Source organism: Bacillus sp. S14(2024), from assembly GCF_050473785.1.
Taxonomy (GTDB): Bacteria; Bacillota; Bacilli; order Bacillales; family Bacillaceae_G; genus Bacillus_A; species Bacillus_A yunxiaonensis.
Genome location: NZ_JBFLUP010000006.1, coordinates 308,618 through 328,120, shown reverse-complemented (window position 1 = coordinate 328,120; position 19,503 = coordinate 308,618). Strand labels below are relative to the sequence as shown.

Here is a 19,503-nt window from a genome sequence, read left to right as displayed (position 1 = left end):
TATTTTCATCTCCCACTGATGGAAAGCTCTCACCAAACAATCGCATACCAGCAGTAAGACCTCCACCTATCCAGAGGCGGGAGGTCTTACTGCCCCAAAATAGCTCAAAACGAAAAAAGCTGCCCTTTCAGACAGCGACAACTTTCTTCATGCTTTACTATACTTCTTTCGAATGATTTGTTTGAAAAATGATGTACTTACTTGCAAAATAATTCACAATGATTACGATACCATTCGCAATTACCTTCGCAATTAAATCATTCCAGCCTAACCATTCAACAAGAACAATCATACTTGCTATATCTAACACATATGAAAGTCCTCGAAAAAACATAAAGGATATAAATTCCTTCAAAATAGATGCAGCACTTTTTGGTTTACTCTGAAATACATACAGCTTGTTCGTTACAAAGGCGAAAAGGACTGAAACAATCCACGCAATAGTTGTTGCCCATTTATAATCTATCTGAAAGACTTTTGTTAGTAATGCATAACATACAATATTGACAAGTGTTGTTAACACACCAAAAATGACATAGTTTATAAACTCTTTTTTCTGCATAGCTTACACCCCTCGCTTTGGTAGAGATGCTTGTTTCACTTCATTCTGTACTTTTTCATCATTATATTCATGCACAAAATATAATGGCCGCCTTTTCGTCTCATTAAAAATTCTTCCAAGGTATTCACCAATAATTCCTAAAGAAATTAATTGAATACCCCCCATAAATAAAATAATGGTCATAAGCGATGGATATCCTTGAACAGATTCACCAAACACTAATGTTTTTGCAATAATCCAAATCATATAAATGAACGAAAAGAATGAAATAGCAAATCCAAAGAATGCTGAAATTCGTAAAGGAGCTGTTGTAAATGAAGTGACGCCTTCAATTGCTAAATCAAGCAACTTCAAATAATTCCATTTCGTTTCACCCGCTGCACGCGGATCCCTGTCAAATAAAATTTCCTTTTTCTGATAACCAATCCAACTAAACATTCCTTTTGTATATCTTTGTGTCTCTCGTAATTGCTTTAAAGCTTCTACGCATCGTCTATCTAACAATCTAAAATCACCCGTATTTTGTTGAATCGGAATTCTAGTTGTTTTTTGAAGCACTTTATAAAACGTATTTGCAGTCCACTTTTTAAACCACGTTTCTCCCGCTCGGTTACGACGCTTTGCATAGATATCGTCGTATCCTTCCTCCCAGTATTTAATCATCTCTGGAATCAATTCTGGCGGGTCTTGCAAGTCTGCATCTAGAATAATAACTGCATCACCTGTTGCATAATCTAACCCTGCTATCATAGCAGTTTCTTTTCCAAAGTTTCTTGATAAGTCGACATAGGAAATGCGCTTATCAAATGCTCGTAATGATTTAATAATTTGTACTGTATTATCACGACTTCCGTCATTTACAAACAAGATTTCAAACTCATAGTTCGGAACAGTATCGATGACTTTATTTAATCTATCATAAAGTTGATCGATTACTTCTTGTTCATTATAAGCAGGAACAAGAATAGTGATCTTTTTCATCCTTATTTCTCCTTCCTGAAGTAAAATAAAATTTCATCCCCTGCACAAAACAATATTTTACACAACTAGTGTATTATAACAAATTATACCTTCAGTTCATACAAGTTCCGATACATGTTAACTTTTTATACACATGCCACTAACAAAAAGAAACACTCTTGCATTTTCGTTAACCATCCATGCTAAACATGAAACGAATTAACTTTACGCTCAAATACAGAGTGCTTACCTACTTATATAATTAACCTTATATTTTTATTTTGATAAATGTAAGATTTACACCAGAACCTAATTAACTTTAATCTGCACAATGCTTTCCGTTAATATAATACGCTGATTCTGTGAAAACCGTAAACACAACCTCTACCTCTGGAAGCTCAAAATCCATTATATATGTAGTAATTGCCTGAGCAAATCGATCACGAATTTCCTGTCCACGTTCGAACCATTTAACTTCAATAAGAGGAAAAGCCTCTATTTCTTCTCCATCATATACAAATGTAGAGTTTGGTAGTTCTAATGTAAAATTATCCGTACCACATTCACAAATCTCTGCTAGTTCTTCTACTAATGGTTTACTTATACTCTTTAATTGTTCAGTAGTAATTCCACGAAATACAATATGCGGCAAGTGAATCCCTCCGTTAAATGGCTTTATTCTATATTTCTCCACATCATAGCACAATTTATTTTGCTGTGCCAGAATCTATTAACACTGCTCAAATTGCTATCTTTTCCGTCTTAACTCTCGCAATTCCACACTTTTCCTAATTATTCCTCTTCCCTTATTCCTCTAAATTTTAAATAACTATAGTAATAATTTCGTGCTTTTCTTTTGATTTTCTACAATCTTCGCCTTAAAATAATTTAAAGATTTATTACTTTCCTCCACATGCTTAAAAGCAGGAGACTTTTTTTAAATTATGTTAAAATTTTGTGAGATACTATTTAGTATAACATTAATAAAGGTGAGGTTTCCCAGTGAACAATAACAACAATACATATTGCACTATGGTCATATTTGGAGCAACAGGCGATTTAGCGAAGAGAAAATTATTCCCTTCTATATACAGTCTGTATAAAAAAGGACAGCTCTCTAAAAATTTCGCTGTTGTTGGTGTAGCAAGACGTGAATGGAGTGATGATGTATTTCGTGAAAATGTACGTTCCTCTATTCAAGAGTCGAAAATTCAACCAGGGGATGATTTAGAAGAATTTTTAACTCATTTCCGATACTTAGCGTTTGATGTTACGAATACTGCTTCCTACCAGGATTTGAATGCATTACTTACTAACCTAGAAGAACAATTCAATATTCCAGGAAACAGAATGTTTTATATGGCAATGGCCCCTGAATTTTTCGGAACAATCGCTTCTTACTTGAAATCAGAAGGTGTAACAGATGCAAGCGGCTGGAATCGATTGATTATTGAAAAGCCTTTTGGACATGACTTGCCATCCGCACAAAAGTTAAACGAGGAACTTCGTCACGCATTTGCGGAAGATGAAATTTATCGTATTGACCATTATCTAGGAAAAGAAATGGTTCAAAACATTGGTGTCATTCGTTTTGCAAACGCAATATTTGAATCATTGTGGAATAATAGATACATCTCTAATATTCAAATTACATCTAGTGAATCTTTAGGTGTAGAGGATCGCGGAGGTTACTATGACAATTCCGGCGCCTTAAGGGACATGGTACAAAATCATATGTTACAAATGGTTGCTTTACTGGCAATGGAACCGCCAATTCGTTTAACAACAGAAGAAATCCGAAGCGAAAAAATTAAAGCATTACGTGCACTTCGACCAATGACAGTAGAAGAAGTGGATGAATATTTTGTGCGAAGTCAGTATGGTCCAGGAACAATCAGCGGAAAAGAAGTTCCTGGGTACAGAAGCGAAAATAAAGTGGATCCAAACTCAAGAACGGAAACATTTGTGGCGGGTAAATTATTAATAGACAATTTCCGCTGGGCTGGTGTGCCGATCTACATTCGTACAGGTAAACGTATGCAAGAAAAATCAACAAAAATCGTTATTCAGTTTAAAGAATTGCCAATGAATTTATATTCTAAATCAGAAAACAGCGTTCATCCGAACCTGCTTATTATTCATATTCAGCCGGATGAGGGAATTTCTCTTGTTTTAAATGGGAAGAAAATCGGTACTTCTGACAAGACGACACCATTTAAACTTGATTACTGCAATGACTGCGTAGACGGAGTAAATACACCAGAAGCTTACGAGAAGCTGCTATATGATGCAATTCAAGGCGATGCAACAAACTTCACTCACTGGGATGAAGTGGCGTTATCATGGAAATTTGTTGATGTTATTTCTAAAGCATGGAAACAGGATGTATCAACTGAGTTACTTACTTACGAATCAGGATCAATGGGACCGCAAGCTTCTGATGATTTACTTGCGGAAAACGGCTTCCAGTGGTGGCCTATTTCAGATGATAGCGACTACTCAATCTAATCAAAGGGGAATTCTTATGAAAAAAGTATATGATATTACAGTACCTATTTACGAAGGAATGCCTGTATATAAAAATAAGCCGGAAAAACAGCCTCAGCTTTCTAAAGTTACAAACGGTCATGTAACAGAATCCACATTAAAAATGGATGCTCATACAGGAACGCATATTGATGCGCCTTTGCACATGATAAATGACGGAGATACATTTGAAACGCTTGATATTGAGAAATTAGTAGGCGAAGCAAAGGTTTTTGACCTAACAAATGTTGAGGGCGGCATTACTGCTGAAGACCTAAAAGATTTCGATATTCAAAAAGGCGACTTTGTCTTATTTAAAACAAAGAACTCCTTTGATGAAGGATTTAACTTTGAGTTTATTTATTTAGCTGAAAGCGGTGCAAAGCTACTTGCTGAAAAAGGCATTCGCGGCGTTGGTATTGATGCATTAGGCGTTGAACGTGCACAAGAAGGGCATCCAACCCATAAAACACTATTTGCACACGATATTATTGTAATCGAAGGATTAACATTTAAAGAAGTAGAAGCGGGAACATACTTTATGGTTGCAGCTCCATTAAAACTAATGGGTACAGATGCAGCACCAGCTCGTGTATTATTATTCCAATAAAAAAAGTGGACCAAGATGTCAATCTTGGTCCATTTTTTATTTTATCCCGCATTAACGGGCAGTAAAACCCCACCTCAAGATTGAGAGAAAAGCAACGAAGATAGGTGGGGGATAACTGCCCGTAAAAGCCCGATTGGTTCAACTAACCGTAAGTGGGGGATGAAGCCTCCCCACTTACGGAAGTTTCACTTTATATCCATTTTGTATGGAATGTACCTTCTTTATCCACGCGTTTATACGTATGTGCTCCAAAGTAATCGCGCTGCGCTTGTAACAAGTTTGCAGGCAGTGTTGCAGTACGATAGCTGTCGTAATAAGAAATCGCCGCTGAAAATGCAGGCACCGCTATACCTTGTTGTACAGCCAATGAGATAATTTGACGTAATCCGCCTTGGTATGACTCCACAATTTCTTTAAAGTATGGGTCAAGTAAAAGATTCGGTAAGTCAGTGTTATTCTCATAAGCCTCTTTAATGTTTTGTAAGAAGGCTGCACGAATAATGCATCCGCCTCTCCAAAGCATAGAGATGCTGCCGAAATCAAGGTTCCAGTCATATTCCTCAGAGGCTGCCTTCAATTGCGTAAACCCTTGCGCATAAGAACAAATTTTGCTCATATATAAAGCTTGGCGCACTGCTTCGATTAATTCTGCTTTTTCCATTCCAAGTGCTGGCTTGTCTTTAGGACCAGATAATACTTTGCTTGCGTTCACACGCTCTTCTTTTAAAGCAGAAATACAACGTGCGAATACAGATTCCGTGATAATAGGAAGGGAGATACCTAAATCAAGCGCGCTTTGGCTTGTCCATTTCCCTGTACCCTTTTGTCCCGCAGTATCAAGAATAACATCCACTAATGGCTTTCCAGTTTCTTCATCTTTCTTCGTGAAAATATCTGCTGTAATTTCGATCAAGTAGCTGTTAAGCTCACCCTTATTCCATTCAGCAAATATTTCGTGAAACTCTTCTGCAGTCAGATCAAGAGTTTGTTTCAAGAAGAAATATGCTTCACAAATTAATTGCATATCTCCATACTCGATACCATTGTGAACCATCTTTACATAGTGACCTGCACCATTAGGCCCGATATAAGAACAGCAAGACTCACCATTCACTTTTGCAGAAATATTTTCAAGCATATCTTTCACTTTTTCATATGCATCTTTCTGTCCGCCCGGCATAATAGACGGCCCTTTCAATGCGCCCTCTTCTCCGCCTGACACACCTGCACCGATGAAATTGATTCCTTTTTCGGCAAGACGTTTATTTCGGCGAATTGTATCGACAAAGTATGTATTACCGCCGTCAATTAAAATATCACCTTTATCGAGGTGAGGAAGCAGAGAATCAATGGCCTTATCTGTAATTTCCCCTGCATTAACCATTAATAAAATCTTTCTAGGTGACTCAAGTGAGTTAACAAATTCTTCAACCATATGAGTACCAACTAAGTTTTTACCACGGTTTTCCTCAATGATTTCATTTACTTTTTCCTCTGAAATATCATATAGGGCAACAGAATACCCTTTACTTTCAAAGTTAAGTGCAAGGCTTTTTCCCATAACGCCCACACCAACAACTCCAATTTGTTGCTTTGGCATATTTCATCGTTCCTTTCTAGGTATGTTACTTTGTCTATACTATAGTATATAAACCTAAAGTAAAACTATAATCAAGTAATCCATCTTGTTAATTTTAACATGGAGTTCAGCAGAGATGTGTGCAAAGCCAAATCACAGGCACATGGCACCGATTTTTTCTTTTTGGAGTATCACTACCAAGCTAAAGAAATAAATAAAAAACCTAGCTATCCAATGTTAAGAACACCTCAATGAATAACCAGGTTTTTTATGATATTTACCTTATTCCAAGTAATGAGATACCGCCACATCACCATCAAATTAAAAAGTAAAAATTATATACCCGCCCAAACATCCTTTACATATCTTCCTTCATATTGCAAATGATCAAGCCAGTCTTTTGCTTTTTGCTCATCAACACCATGATGAATTTGATAGCTTTCACATAAAGTTCTCTCTACATCTGGAGCCATTCGACTTCCATCTCCACATACATAAAGTTGACCACCCTCATCAAGCAAACGAATTAAATTGTTTGCATCCTCTTTCATAAGATGTTGTACGTATGTTTTAGGTTGTCCCTCCAAACGAGAGAACGCTGTGTGAAGCGTTACTAGTCCATCCTCCCCAGCACGTTCTAACTCCTCACGGTACAGATAATCCTGCTCAGGGTGACGACAGCCAAAATACAAATGTGCTTCTCCCAATTTATGCCCCTCTTGCTTTTGAACGCGACGTGCTTGCAAAAATCCTAAGAATGGAGCAACTCCTGTTCCAGGTCCAACCATAATAATTGGCTTCTCAAGATTTTCTGGCAAGTGAAATCCTGATTGTGGATTACGGATAAAACATGCGATAGTATCCCCTACTTGTCGCTCGGCCAAATAGTTTGAAGCAACTCCCAAGTATTCACCACGCCCGCTCCATGATGGTCCTCTTACAACACCGACTGTGATACTCGCACGATTCGAAACAATTTGCGGTGAACTAGAAATTGAATAGTATCGAACTTTTAGCGATGGAAGAAGTTCTACAAACCTTTCAAATGGCAATTCACAAGCAGGATATTTCTCAAGTAAATCAAGCATAGTTGTACGTTTTTGCAGAATATTTGTTTTGTACACCTCTTCCTCTAACAGAACTTCTAACTCTCGTTTATGAGGCGGACAAACCGTATATGCCGCTAATTCACGAAGTTGCGTCCGTGTCGCCGGCTCTTGTAATTCAACATAATTTGCAAGCAGTTCATAAACACACACTGACTGCTCTAAAGGAAGATGCGCAATGCTGTGATCATTTCCGCTCAGAAGAAGAACATCTTTCCCACTTAATCTATATCGTTGTAAAACACGTTCTACAAGATCTGTTCTATTCTGTGGTAAGACTCCTAAATGATCACCCTCTTGGTATTGAATACCTTCCGGTAAAGTAATTTCAATATGGCGCGTACTGTGTGCACTCTCCTCTGTTTGAAGTTCACGGTTTTCTATAACATACGCTGAAAGTGCATTATACGTTTTCGCCAGAGGCGTACTTGTCAATTCGCTAACAAATTGTAATTTCAGTTTATTTTCTGAACGTTTTTCACTTTTATTAACTTCTAAATTCAAAGCTTTTGCTACATCTTCCCATAGCTGATTTTGCCATTCATCAAATTGGAACTCAAAGTCTTCACTCACGTCACCCTCGCCACGTATAGTCAAACGAGTCGCACCCTTTAAGACCAATTGTTCGTCAATCAATCTTGGAATACGTTGATATGTGCTAGCCCAATTACGGTCGCCGCATCCAAAAACAGCATAATTTACTCCTTTAAGAGTTTCGTCTTCTAACTCGCTTATCCAATGGACAAATTCCTTTGCGTTATCAGGTGGATTACCATTGTATGAAGCAGTAATAATACATACGACTCCATCTCTAGGAAGCTTTTCAGTATACTCATCAAGCGGCGCCACTTCACTCTCAAATCCTTGAAAGCGAGCAGTGTCAGCAAGGTTTCGTGCGAGACCTTCCGCTGTTCCAAGGTTTGATCCATAAAGTACGAGTAGCGGTGTATCATGCGAATCGACAACAGTTTTAAAGTTATGTTTTACTTCTTGTTCTGTTGGCACCGTAACTTTTGAATCAGAAACAGCGAAGGTAACTTTTTTATTACGCGGCTTGACGCACATAGTAAATCCATCTGGTTTCAAAGTTAATGTTTCCTTAACTTTTAATTGATAGTCTGTATGGTTGATAATTTCAAAATGTTGAAGAATCATACCTAATACTAAGGTAGCTTCCTGAAGTGCAAATTGCTGTCCAATACAAGCTCTTTGTCCATTCCCAAATGGCTTATATGCATGCGGAGCGATTTGTTCAATATTCTCAAATCTCTCAGGTCGGAAATCTTCAACATCATCCCCCCATACACTCGTATCACGGTGAAGCTTTGGTATGAGAACTGTAACCTCTCTTCCCTTTTCTATATGGTACTTTCCACCAAGAAGTGTATCTTCTTTTGCACAAAGTGAAATGGCTGGCGCTGTTGGCCATAAACGCAATGTCTCATTGAGAATCATACGAATGTATTTCAGTTTTTGAACCTGACCATATGCAGGAATCGGCTCCGTTAAAACTCTATCTACTTCTTCATATGCCTTCTTAAGCTTATCCGGATTTTTCAAAAGGAAATATAGTGCAAATGACAATAAACCACTAGTCGTCTCATGTCCGGCTATTAAAAAAGTAATGATTTGAAAACGAATATTTTCATCATCCAACATTTCACCTGTTTGCGGATCTTTCCCATTCAGCATATGAGCTAGTAAGTCATCCCCATCTCGATTATCACTTTCTTTACGCTCTGCAATAATATTATCTACCAAATCAAACATAGATTGAATATCTTGCTTAAATTGACGTTTCTTCATAACCATTAATTTATCTTGTATACCTAAACGTTGAGATTGATTCATGGCCTCTTCAAGCGAACGAACCATGCTAGTAATAAAAGGATGCGGAGTATCACGATAAAAGCTATTAAAACGGTAATTAAATCCACATAACCCAATCGTATCTAGCGTAAGACGTGTCATGTCTTCTGGTACATCAATACTTTCATTAGGATTGAGACGCTCCCACTTTTGAACTAATTGCACAGCAAGATCAACCATCATAGAGTGATATCCCTTCATAGCTTGTTGACTAAAACTAGGAAGGAGAATATTATGTGCCTTATGCCAGTTTGGTTCGTTTGTCCAGCTCGTAAATAACCCGTCGCCAGTAAATGCACGGACATTTTGTAAAGCAGTTCCAACGCTCTTTTCAAAGCGAGATTCATCACATACTTCTGCCGCTAATTCATGGTTAGAAACTATGGTACGAGTCCTTCCAGGCAATTCAAGTTGAAAAATTGGTCCATACTCATACGAAAGCTTTAAAATTGATTGTATAGGTTCCTCTCCCTTTAACAACGGTAAATTGCCAAGTGGCCCGAAAGTTTTAGGCTGCGGAATATTGCTAGTCCCTTTCATGTAAAAAAATCCTTTCCTTAATAAAGTGAAACTTTCATCAGTGGAAATTTTTTATGTCCATTGATGAAAGCCCGAAAAATTTATACGTTCTATCGTGGACATTTCGATCATAAACAAAATGATTTAACGTAATATTCAAAAAATATTACATGTATTTATATTTAAAAACTAGAAAAATCACATTTATGTTCATTATTTAAATGAAGCATATCCATGGTCAGCCATTACTACACTCCCATTAATAGCATCTGCTTCTTCCAATGAAAGAAGGTAGACTACATCAGCAAGTGCTTCTGGATTCGTTAACTCATTGCCCATAACCTTCGTTTTCATAGATTCAATCATACTATCGTTATATCCATGAAGAATAGGTGTATCAACAACCCCTGGTGCTACCGCTACTACACGAATTCCGTATTCAGCTAATTCAAGAGCTGCAGATTTTGTCATCATAATAACAGCACCTTTTGTTGCGTGATATGCAAATGTACCTGGAGAAGCTAAGAATCCAAAAACAGAAGCTGTATTTATAATGACACCTTTTATATTTAATTCTTTCATTTTCTTTCCTGCTGCTATAATTCCATAGGCAACACCATGTTGATTAACCCCAATTACTTTCTCATAGCGATCCATATTTTGATTAAGCACTGGACCTGCCCCGCCAATTCCAGCATTGTTACACATAATATCAATTCGGCCATACGTTTCTACTGCAATATGAACTAGATTTTCTACTTCCTCGTATTGTGAAACATCCGTCTTAACAAAAATAGCTGTTCCACCTTCAGCTTTAATGATTTCTACAGTTTCTTTTCCGCCTGCTTCATTCACATCAGCGACTACCACTTGATCCCCTTTTCTTGCAAATTTGATACATGTGTGTCGACCAATTCCACTTCCTCCACCTGTAATTACAGCAACTCTTCTTGTCATCGTAACTTTCCCTCCTATACACTATAAGATTTGTTGCAATAATTGTAACACTTCTATACATTAAATATTATTAAAACATACTTACCATTACTTAAGTAAGACTTAATAAAAGAGGTCGTGTTTATATGAACATTGAGCAATTAGAGTATATTGTTGAGGTCACAAATACAGGTTCTTTAACCATTGCAGCACAAAATATGCATGTCACATTATCTGCTATCAGTCAATCTATCTCAGCATTGGAAGCAGAACTAGGGATATCATTGTTTACACGTTCTCGATTAGGTACAATCCCTACCGCTGAAGGAAAAATTATTATTAAAAAGGCCGCTGAAACACTAGAGAAACTTCAAGAGTTAAAAGATGAGGCTCACGGGTTCGCAAATACTGTACGTGGTGAACTAAGAATTGCAACAATTCCAGGTCCTATGTCCTTATTGGTTCATACAGTAACAAATTTTAAAAAGGATTATCCAAATGTAAAAATAGAGATATTTGAAAAAGGTTCACAGGAAATACTAGATGATATTCGTCAACATAAGATTGACATAGGTCTAATTATTCTATTTGAAGACATTATCCATAAAAATAATGGATTATTGTTTGAACCATTGTTAAAAGGGAAAATGGTTATTGGAGTCAACAGTAATTCACCCTTAGCATTTAACAAATCCATTACTCCCGAAGAACTGTTAACCCATTCTCTAGTTTTATACAAAGATGATTACGTTGAATGGTTTATGAGCCAATTTGCAGCCGCATATGGCCCTGCTGATATTCTTTTTACCACTAACAATACAGATGCCATCCAAAAAGCGATTAAAGACGGATTAGCTATCACTGTTGGTCCCGATTATTCTTTTGCTAGTGAATCTACTTTACTAAAAAAAGACATTGTAATGATTGAACTTGAAATTCCTAAACAGCAAGATGTCTATTTTGCATGGGTGCGTTCAGAGGGAAAACATTATTCTCAAATCTGTAAGAACTTCATTACTAGATTGAAACATGAACTTTAACGTACAATGAAACGGAAATGATGAAAAAATTGATACATTATGAATCTAACAATAATTTTCGATACCCTACCTCTATATTAGTTCTGATGCAAAATCGCAAGACCCTTGTAAAAAATCTATTAAATTAAACACCGAAATGAATGCTGGCTGGAAGCGATAAAAAGAATAAAAAAGGACAGACCTTTCAAAATGAGAAGTCTGTCCAAAAACACATACACTGATTTCATACTATTCAATTTCACCGCATAGTATGAGATCACGTTAGTAATCTACACTTATATTTTTAATCTCTATATTGTTCACACCAGAACCCTTACACAATAATTTCCATCCTTATCAATCAATTGCGAAAAAGGTTCGGTTAGTTTTGAAACAATTCCGGTTAATTATGAAAACTCACAGCATCACACAACTTCCGTATCCCACTTATGTTCTTGTTCTACAAAAATAAGACCCAGTTCATGATGCTCTCCTGCATAAATCGCATGTTGTACAAGACGAAGTTCACCATTCATATCAACAACTTCCATTTTACAAAAAGCACCTGTTGTTTTTGATTGCAGAGCATTGTAAAACTCGTCTACATTGGTCGGAATGATTCCATTCACTTTCACAATCATTTCCCCAGGTATCAAGTCCATCGTTGCTCCAGCTGTACCTGGAATTGTGTCTAATACGACTAAGCCCTGATCACGAGAGGAAAAATATGCAGGACGCTTTTCATCTTGTAAACGTTCTTGTACAGTAATCGTCAAACGTCCAAGCATTGCTGCTCCCATGGCCACAATTGCTAGTGTGTGCCACCAATAACTTGCTATTCCTAATAGAAGAACAACTGCAGCTAGTCCAAATACACGACGACCTGTAAATAGCAACGCTCCTTTTGGCTCAAAACTTTTAATCGTTCTCGTAAATCCAATTAAAAATGGAAGTAAGAATAAAGAAAACTTTTGCGACCCTACAGACACAACTGGCCACCAAGACACAAATTGCGTTATGGCGTCACCTGGTACAAGAACAAATAGCGGTACTAACCATAATCTTTTGGATTCATGCAGTCCAATATTTAAACCACGTTTTCCTTTTCGTAATTTCGGCGTCGAATAGTTCGCTGCGTTCTTAGAAATAAGCAAACCTTCCACAACTAACATAAGTCCAAGTAAAATCGCTAATGACACGACACTGCTCTCTTCTCCTTGGCGAAGCTGCAAGAAGGAGAATGGCAGTTTTGAAGATAATAACGTCGCTGCAATTGCAATGCCAAATGTGTATGCAGGAGATAAGTATCTATATTGAGCAATAAGAGCAAATAATACCGTCCAAATTGCGATCATAAATATATTTGCTTCTGAGATAACAAGCCCCATTCCAACTGTAATCAATGATAGAATGAGTCCAAAGCCAATTCCTGCGAATGCAGATGTACGTATTTCATACAAAACATCATACACTTTAAAAGAAAAATCTTTTCGTTCTCGTAATACTCGTAAATATCCAACTAAAAAGCTACTTATAAAGAAAATATACAAAGCAGGATGTGCAAAAAAACGCACAATTGCCTTCACAACTTCTAACGACCAAGCCTCCACGAAACGATTCACCACCATTTATAGTATAATTCATTTCTTCCTGCATTTAATGAGCAATGAGATTTCCTGCCTACAAGAATTTAATTGCCATTATGTAGGATATGCCCCCCAAAAATGGAAGTTTTATTTTATCTTATCACAATTAATCAAACGTTTGTTTAACACAAAAAAAAATATACAGGCTGCGTAAGCCTGTATACTTTTTTACCTTTCATCAGTGAAATAAAATGAAACTTCCATCAGTGGAGTTTTTTCATCTCCCACTGATGGTTAAGTTGAACTTTACCCCGCATTAACGGCCAGTAAGACTCTCTTAAAAAAATAGATAGACAACTGTCCGTAAATGCCCGATTGGTTCAACTAACCATTTGGAGAAAAAGCATCTCCAAATGGAAGTTTCACCTTATTTCGCCATTAATTTTAAAGCTGTTTGTAACTGCAGATCGTTTTCACCAGAACGAATTTTTTCAACAATTTTGTTTTGGATTGTTTCTGCTGTTTTTTTATCAAGCTGGCCCGTTGCATCCATATCGCTTGCATGTTGGAATGCTTTCACAGCCGCTTCTGTTTCTTTACTAAAATAGCCATCTTCACGCCCTGGTTCATATCCAAGACTCTTTAACATCTCTTGTGCATGCTTCACTTGGTCATCGTTATCATTGTAGGACAACGTTTTTTCAATTTGAATTGGCGTTGCATAATAGTAATCAGGCTGCTTCACTTCAACCGTCGGTTTAATTCCTTTTTTATGAATCCAATTTCCGTCCGGTGTTAACCATTTAAACATCGTTAGTTTAATGTTACTGCCATCTGTAAACGGTACAGCTTGCTGAACAGTTCCCTTACCAAATGTTTTCTCACCAATAAGAGGATAACCTCCTCCTTCACTTAAAGCTCCTGCTAAAATTTCAGAAGCAGATGCGCTGCCTTTATCGACTAATACAGAAATAGGATATGGTTTCTTCTCTTTTAATGATGTGTAGAACTTTTGTTTTTCGCCATTACGTTGTTCTATTTGAAGCATTGGCTTTTTGTCTGTCATCAACACTTTTAAAATATCTTCGACACTCGTTAAATAACCACCTGGATTTCCACGTACATCAATAACAAGCCCTTGTATATTTTTCTTTTCAAGATCTTTCAATTGATCTTTAAACTCTTTTGCTGTTTTTTCAGAGAATGATGTGATTTGCATATACCCAATGTCTTTCCCATTCTCTTTCTTCACAGAGCTAAATACAGTGAAAATCGGAATTTTATCACGCTTAATTTTAAATGTTAACGGATCACTAACTCCGGAACGTTTTACCTCAAGCGTAACCGTTGTTCCTTGCTTTCCGCGAATTTTCATAACTGCTTCTTCGCGGGATAAATCTTTCACACTGTTTCCATCGACTGATAAAATTTGATCATTCGGTTTAAGACCAGCCTTTTCTGCTGGAGAGTCCTTAATCGGTGAAACAATCATTAACTTATCATCCGTTTTGTTTACTTCAGCACCAATTCCTTCTAACTCTGGATCAAGCGATTGCTCAAATTGCGTTGCTGTTTTCTTATCCATGTATGTAGAGTATGGATCTTTCAGCGTTGCAAGCATCCCTTGAATAGCCCCTTCAACAAGCTTGTCATCTTTCACATCTTCAACATAACGTGAATCAATTAGTGCATACGCTTCGCGAATTTTATCCAAATCCGCTTGTTTTACATTGGCATCTTTCCCTGTAATTGATTGCACTGTGTAAGAGCCATTTCCAAGCCAATACATACCTGCAAACATTCCGCCGGCGCCAAATAAAAACGCAACAATCATTCCAATAATCGCAACTCTACGTTTCAATGCGGAATTCCCCTTTCCGAACACACAATGGTGTATGAAAAGGCATCACACATTGTGCGATGCCTTTATCTATTTCTACTATATGATAAGCTTGTACGAAATATGTTTGCAACTTTTTACGCTTATATTTTTAAGAAACGACGGATTGACATAACGCTTCCCCACATACCGATTAATGCACCGATCAGCATTAATAATGCAGATAGCTCGAAAACAAACGGGCTATATGAAAGCAACTCAAAAATTGTTCCGTTAAATTTCTCATTAAACATAACTTGAAGTGAATTATATGAACTTAAAATCACAATAATTGGAATGATCGACCCTAGTACACCTAAGAATAACCCTTCTAATAAGAATGGCCAACGAATAAACCAGTTTGTCGCTCCAACAAGTTTCATGATTTCAATTTCTGTGCTTCGTGCATAAATTGTAATTTTAATTGTATTAGAGATTAAGAACATTGCTGTAAATAAAAGACCAGCAATTAATACAATACCAATATTACGACCAGCTTTTACTGTATCAAATAATTTTTCTACTTCACCTTGTCCGTATTGTACTTTATTTACAAATTGCATTTTTCCAATTTGCTTTGCAATACTTGCTGTATCAGTTGGTTCTTTTGCTTTTACAACATATACGTCTTTTAACGGATTATCTTGCTCAAATAGCTCAAATGATTTCCCGCTATCTCCTAAACTTTTAATCAATCTTTTTAATTCTTCATCTTTAGAAGAAAATGTAATAGTATCGACTTTCGAAATCTTTGAAATGCCTTCTTTTAATTTCTTTTGATCTTCTTTCGTAGCCGCTGGATCAATGTGTACACGAATCTCTACATCTTGCTCTACGTTCGTTGCAAAATGGTTCATATTCATAATTGCTGTTAAAAAGACACCTACAAGCAGTAATGTAACTGTTACTGCACTTACAGAAGCAAATGTCATCCATCCATTACGGGATAAATTTTTGACACCTTCTCGTAAATGTCGACTAAGGGTTTTAGTCTTCATATCCGTATCCTCCCTCAATCTCGTCTCGAACAATCTTTCCATCTTCTATCGCAATTACACGATGGCGAATTGTATTTACAATATCCGCATTGTGCGTTGCCATAATAATTGTTGTACCACGATCATTAATGCGTTTGAAAATATTCATAATATCCATCGCTGTATCCATATCAAGGTTACCTGTTGGTTCATCGGCAATTACAACCTTCGGACGATTTACAATCGCTCTAGCAATTGCAATACGTTGTTGTTCACCACCAGAAAGCTCACTTGGCAATGCCTCAGCACGATCCTCAAGACCTACAAGACCTAACACTTCCATAACACGCTCACGAATCACGTCTCGCTCTTCTTCAATTACTTCTAAAGCAAACGCAACATTTTCATATACAGTTAACTTCGGAAGCAATTTAAAATCTTGGAAAATCACGCCTAGCTGGCGACGGAAATACGGTACATCGCGCTCTGCTAACGATTCAATTACTAAACCATTTACATTAATAGAACCTGTAGTTGGTTTCTCTTCACGATACATCATTTTAATAAATGTAGATTTCCCGGCTCCACTCGGTCCTACTACATATACAAATTCACCTTGCTTAATTTTAACTGTGAGTCCATTAACGGCTTTCATGCCATTTGGATACTCCTTATAAACATTCGTCATTGTTATCATTATTTATCACCCAATATTAATGATTTTTTTCGACACTTTATACTCTTGGTTGTTTAGCTATAGCAATCGCAGTATTCAAGCTCTTGCTGCGTCTCTAAATAATCGCTATTTCTGCTTCTTATGTATGTAAAAATTTTTCTTCAAAATTCTACAAAAGACACTACGCCCTACATTGTACCATTATTCGGTTTCCAATTCGGATACAAGTTTGTTACAGTTGTGTTACATAGCATAGAATATATGACATGACACAAACAAATAAGACCTTCTATTACCAAGCAAAAAGGTCTTATTTGTTTGAATTTCATACAGCGATGGCTGAAGGCTGCCGCATAAGAATGGCCCTTCTTTTCTGTCCAGCTCTGCCTCCTAGCCCCTCATGTCTAAGAACCTTGCACACGAGAAGGTAAAAAACACCTTCTGTGTGCAAGAACCTTAGCCAACAGGGCTGAACAGTCGGCTCCGCTTTTCGTTCTTATTTCTTCTCAGATAGCCATGTTGCTACTTTTTTCGCGTCTTCACCTTGGATTACACCAGCTGGCATAATACCGCGGCCTTTAGCGATAATTTTTTCAATATCTTGTTCTGAATATTTTCCGCCCACTTTTTCTAGCGATGGTCCAGATAATCCTTTTAGATCATTACCATGGCATCCTGCACAGCTTTTTTGGAATATTTTTTCAGCGCTATCTGTGCTTGCTTCTTGACTAGGACTAGAAGGTTTACTTTCTTCCTTTGTCCCGCATGCGCCTAATGTAAGAGCTACTGATGCACCTAATACAGTCATCAACAATTTCTTTTTCATCTATATCGCTCCTCGCTGTTAATTAACCCCTCAATAGCATTATAATGATTTCCCTGCAATTTCAAAACTTCCCTGCATAACCAATATTACCCTGAACGAGAAGAAACGCTTACAGGCATAATGCTTTTCAGTAATTGTTTCAATTTCGTGAACAAATGATATGATGCAAAATAACGAGTTTTCATCGTACACAAGATATGAAAATCATCCTATTTTTTTAATCAATTACTTCTAACATTTTGTTATTTTCTACTTTTTACAAAACAATATACAAGCTTGTATGCTACAACTATACCCACCAAAAAGAGAAGTTGCCTCGCAACTTCTCTCCTCTTTCTCTCCCTCTAGAAAGAAGGCATACTTCTCATTTCCTCACGTATGTGCCAACGACCTGTTGGCATTTTTTTCGTACTGATGGAAGTTTCACTTTATCCCGCACTAACGCGCAGTAAAACTCCCACCTCATAATTCTGAGAAATCAAAGAAGAGAGGCGGGAGTTAACTGCCCATAAGAGCCCGATTGGTTCAACTAACCATCTGCGGGGATAAACCCTCCCACTGATGGAAGTTTCACTTTATTAAATACGAGAACGTAAATATGCATCAATAAACGGGTCAATTTCTCCGTCCATAACCGCTTGAACATTCCCAATCTCTGTATTTGTACGGTGATCTTTTACAAGGGAATATGGATGGAATACATATGAACGAATTTGGCTTCCCCATCCGATTTCTTTTTGCTCACCGCGAATTTCATCAAGTTCTGCTTGTTGTTCTTCTAACTTTTGTTGGTACAATTTCGCTTTCAACATTTTCATTGCATGTTCACGGTTTTTAATTTGTGAACGCTCAGATTGACATGTTACCACGACGTTTGTTGGAATATGTGTGATACGTACAGCTGAGTCAGTCGTATTAATATGCTGTCCACCTGCACCGCTCGCACGGTACGTATCTATTTTTAAATCTTCTGTACGCACTTCAATTTCAATATCATCGTTAAACTCTGGTACAACTTCACAAGATACGAACGATGTATGACGACGGCCTGATGAATCGAATGGCGAAATACGCACAAGACGATGCACGCCTTTTTCTGCTTTTAAATAACCGTAAGCATTATGTCCTTTAATTAATAACGTAACACTTTTAATTCCTGCTTCATCACCAGGAAGATAATCTAACGTTTCTACTTTAAAGCCGCGTTTTTCTGCCCAGCGTGTATACATACGAAGCAACATAGAACCCCAATCTTGTGATTCTGTTCCACCCGCACCTGGATGTAACTCTAAAATAGCATTATTCTTATCATATTCTTCACTTAGTAATAGTTGAAGTTCGTATTCATTCATATCTGCAGATAAAGTTTTTACTTCTTCTTCAAGCTCCGCATGCAATTCTTCATCGTACTCTTCTTTCACAAGTTCATGCGTTACTTCTAGATTTTCAAACGTTTCATTAAGCGTATTAAACTTACCAACCATATCTTTTAAAGCGTTTGCTTCATTGATGACTGTTTGTGCACTTTTTTGATCATCCCAAAAGCCTGCACCCATCATAATTTCTTCTAGTTCTGCAATTCGCTTTTCTTTTCCAGCGAGGTCAAAGAGACCCCCTAAAAGCCGCTAATCTCTTAGCCATTTTCTCTAGTTCTTGTCTGATTTCTACTAATTCCATTTTGGTCACCTCTATGCAATTACTATTACTTTTCTCAATTACCTTGCTGCTTGCGGGCAGTAAGACCCCACTTCATTTTATACGAACAACAAGGCAAACTCTCTCTGCTTTTGCGAGAGAGAGTTCATCTCTTGTTATTATATGAATGATTATGAAAATTTTCCATCTATGAGGTAAAACATTCTAAACAGGCTAC

15 protein-coding genes are annotated in these 19,503 nt (G+C 37.2%); 3 read left to right on the top strand and 12 right to left on the bottom strand.

Annotation, left to right across the window (positions count from 1 at the left end; translation table 11 throughout):
- Positions 1-157: 157 nt before the first annotated feature.
- The 3 genes from AB1279_RS01820 to AB1279_RS01810 form a co-directional block, all read right to left on the bottom strand.
- A complete protein-coding gene (locus AB1279_RS01820; RefSeq protein ID WP_429757639.1) occupies positions 158-562 on the bottom strand; it encodes a GtrA family protein in 405 nt (134 codons plus the stop codon).
- Between the two features lie 3 nt (positions 563-565).
- Positions 566-1,543, bottom strand: a complete 978-nt coding sequence (locus AB1279_RS01815; RefSeq protein ID WP_429753129.1) for a glycosyltransferase family 2 protein — start codon at positions 1,541-1,543, stop codon at positions 566-568.
- A gap of 298 nt (positions 1,544-1,841) precedes the next feature.
- Positions 1,842-2,174, bottom strand: coding sequence for a DUF1904 family protein (locus tag AB1279_RS01810; RefSeq protein ID WP_429757638.1), 333 nt, complete (start codon positions 2,172-2,174; stop codon positions 1,842-1,844).
- A gap of 380 nt (positions 2,175-2,554) precedes the next feature.
- Here AB1279_RS01810 and zwf point away from each other — a divergent pair, with 380 nt between their 5' ends.
- Both zwf and AB1279_RS01800 read left to right on the top strand, forming a co-directional pair.
- Entirely contained in the window at positions 2,555-4,030 is a 1,476-nt protein-coding gene (zwf, locus tag AB1279_RS01805) for a glucose-6-phosphate dehydrogenase (protein ID WP_429754404.1), read from the top strand.
- Between the two features lie 16 nt (positions 4,031-4,046).
- Positions 4,047-4,658, top strand: coding sequence for a cyclase family protein (locus AB1279_RS01800; protein ID WP_253630866.1), 612 nt, complete (start codon positions 4,047-4,049; stop codon positions 4,656-4,658).
- A gap of 190 nt (positions 4,659-4,848) precedes the next feature.
- Here AB1279_RS01800 and gndA read toward each other — a convergent pair whose 3' ends face one another.
- The 3 genes from gndA to AB1279_RS01785 all read right to left on the bottom strand — a co-directional run bounded on the left by gndA (position 4,849) and on the right by AB1279_RS01785 (position 10,688).
- On the bottom strand, positions 4,849-6,258 hold the full coding sequence (gene gndA, locus AB1279_RS01795; protein WP_429753127.1) for an NADP-dependent phosphogluconate dehydrogenase: 1,410 nt from the start codon (positions 6,256-6,258) through the stop codon (positions 4,849-4,851).
- 314 nt (positions 6,259-6,572) lie between these two features.
- Entirely contained in the window at positions 6,573-9,752 is a 3,180-nt protein-coding gene (locus AB1279_RS01790; RefSeq protein WP_429757637.1) for a bifunctional cytochrome P450/NADPH--P450 reductase, read from the bottom strand.
- Between the two features lie 192 nt (positions 9,753-9,944).
- Complete coding sequence (locus AB1279_RS01785; protein WP_429757636.1) at positions 9,945-10,688, bottom strand: SDR family NAD(P)-dependent oxidoreductase; 744 nt, start codon at positions 10,686-10,688, stop codon at positions 9,945-9,947.
- A 125-nt stretch (positions 10,689-10,813) separates the two neighbouring features.
- Here AB1279_RS01785 and AB1279_RS01780 point away from each other — a divergent pair, with 125 nt between their 5' ends.
- On the top strand, positions 10,814-11,707 hold the full coding sequence (locus AB1279_RS01780) for a LysR family transcriptional regulator (protein ID WP_429757635.1): 894 nt from the start codon (positions 10,814-10,816) through the stop codon (positions 11,705-11,707).
- Between the two features lie 404 nt (positions 11,708-12,111).
- On the opposite strand, the gene AB1279_RS01775 is transcribed toward AB1279_RS01780, so the two are convergent.
- The 6 genes from AB1279_RS01775 to prfB form a co-directional block, all read right to left on the bottom strand.
- Entirely contained in the window at positions 12,112-13,314 is a 1,203-nt protein-coding gene (locus AB1279_RS01775; protein WP_429757634.1) for a PDZ domain-containing protein, read from the bottom strand.
- Between the two features lie 385 nt (positions 13,315-13,699).
- Positions 13,700-15,133: a S41 family peptidase gene (locus AB1279_RS01770; RefSeq protein WP_429757633.1), complete on the bottom strand. Its 1,434-nt coding sequence runs from the start codon at positions 15,131-15,133 to the stop codon at positions 13,700-13,702.
- Positions 15,134-15,255: 122 nt separating this feature from the next.
- Positions 15,256-16,149 (bottom strand): permease-like cell division protein FtsX, encoded by an 894-nt coding sequence (gene ftsX / locus AB1279_RS01765; protein WP_429753121.1) that lies wholly within the window; start codon positions 16,147-16,149, stop codon positions 15,256-15,258.
- Complete coding sequence (ftsE, locus tag AB1279_RS01760; RefSeq protein ID WP_429753120.1) at positions 16,139-16,825, bottom strand: cell division ATP-binding protein FtsE; 687 nt, start codon at positions 16,823-16,825, stop codon at positions 16,139-16,141. The genes ftsX and ftsE overlap by 11 nt, the downstream gene beginning before the upstream one ends.
- A gap of 475 nt (positions 16,826-17,300) precedes the next feature.
- Entirely contained in the window at positions 17,301-17,630 is a 330-nt protein-coding gene (gene cccB / locus AB1279_RS01755; protein WP_429753119.1) for a cytochrome c551, read from the bottom strand.
- Positions 17,631-18,208: 578 nt separating this feature from the next.
- Positions 18,209-19,307, bottom strand: a protein-coding gene (prfB, locus tag AB1279_RS01750) for a peptide chain release factor 2 (RefSeq protein ID WP_429757456.1) whose coding sequence is annotated in 2 segments (ribosomal slippage) — positions 18,209-19,234 and positions 19,236-19,307 — 1,098 coding nt in all. Because the reading frame shifts where the segments join, the coding sequence is not laid out codon by codon here.
- Positions 19,308-19,503: the final 196 nt, after the last annotated feature.

What these genes read in the sequence shown, in the direction of transcription:
- AB1279_RS01820 (WP_429757639.1), bottom strand. Translation starts at nt 562, where the DNA reads ATGCAGAAAAAAGAGTTTATAAACTATGTCATTTTTGGTGTGTTAACA.
- AB1279_RS01815 (WP_429753129.1), bottom strand. Translation starts at nt 1,543, where the DNA reads ATGAAAAAGATCACTATTCTTGTTCCTGCTTATAATGAACAAGAAGTA.
- zwf (WP_429754404.1), top strand. Translation starts at nt 2,555, where the DNA reads ATGGTCATATTTGGAGCAACAGGCGATTTAGCGAAGAGAAAATTATTC.
- AB1279_RS01800 (WP_253630866.1), top strand. Translation starts at nt 4,047, where the DNA reads ATGAAAAAAGTATATGATATTACAGTACCTATTTACGAAGGAATGCCT.
- gndA (WP_429753127.1), bottom strand. Translation starts at nt 6,258, where the DNA reads ATGCCAAAGCAACAAATTGGAGTTGTTGGTGTGGGCGTTATGGGAAAA.
- AB1279_RS01790 (WP_429757637.1), bottom strand. Translation starts at nt 9,752, where the DNA reads ATGAAAGGGACTAGCAATATTCCGCAGCCTAAAACTTTCGGGCCACTT.
- AB1279_RS01785 (WP_429757636.1), bottom strand. Translation starts at nt 10,688, where the DNA reads ATGACAAGAAGAGTTGCTGTAATTACAGGTGGAGGAAGTGGAATTGGT.
- AB1279_RS01780 (WP_429757635.1), top strand. Translation starts at nt 10,814, where the DNA reads ATGAACATTGAGCAATTAGAGTATATTGTTGAGGTCACAAATACAGGT.
- AB1279_RS01775 (WP_429757634.1), bottom strand. Translation starts at nt 13,314, where the DNA reads ATGGTGGTGAATCGTTTCGTGGAGGCTTGGTCGTTAGAAGTTGTGAAG.
- ftsX (WP_429753121.1), bottom strand. Translation starts at nt 16,149, where the DNA reads ATGAAGACTAAAACCCTTAGTCGACATTTACGAGAAGGTGTCAAAAAT.
- ftsE (WP_429753120.1), bottom strand. Translation starts at nt 16,825, where the DNA reads ATGATAACAATGACGAATGTTTATAAGGAGTATCCAAATGGCATGAAA.
- cccB (WP_429753119.1), bottom strand. Translation starts at nt 17,630, where the DNA reads ATGAAAAAGAAATTGTTGATGACTGTATTAGGTGCATCAGTAGCTCTT.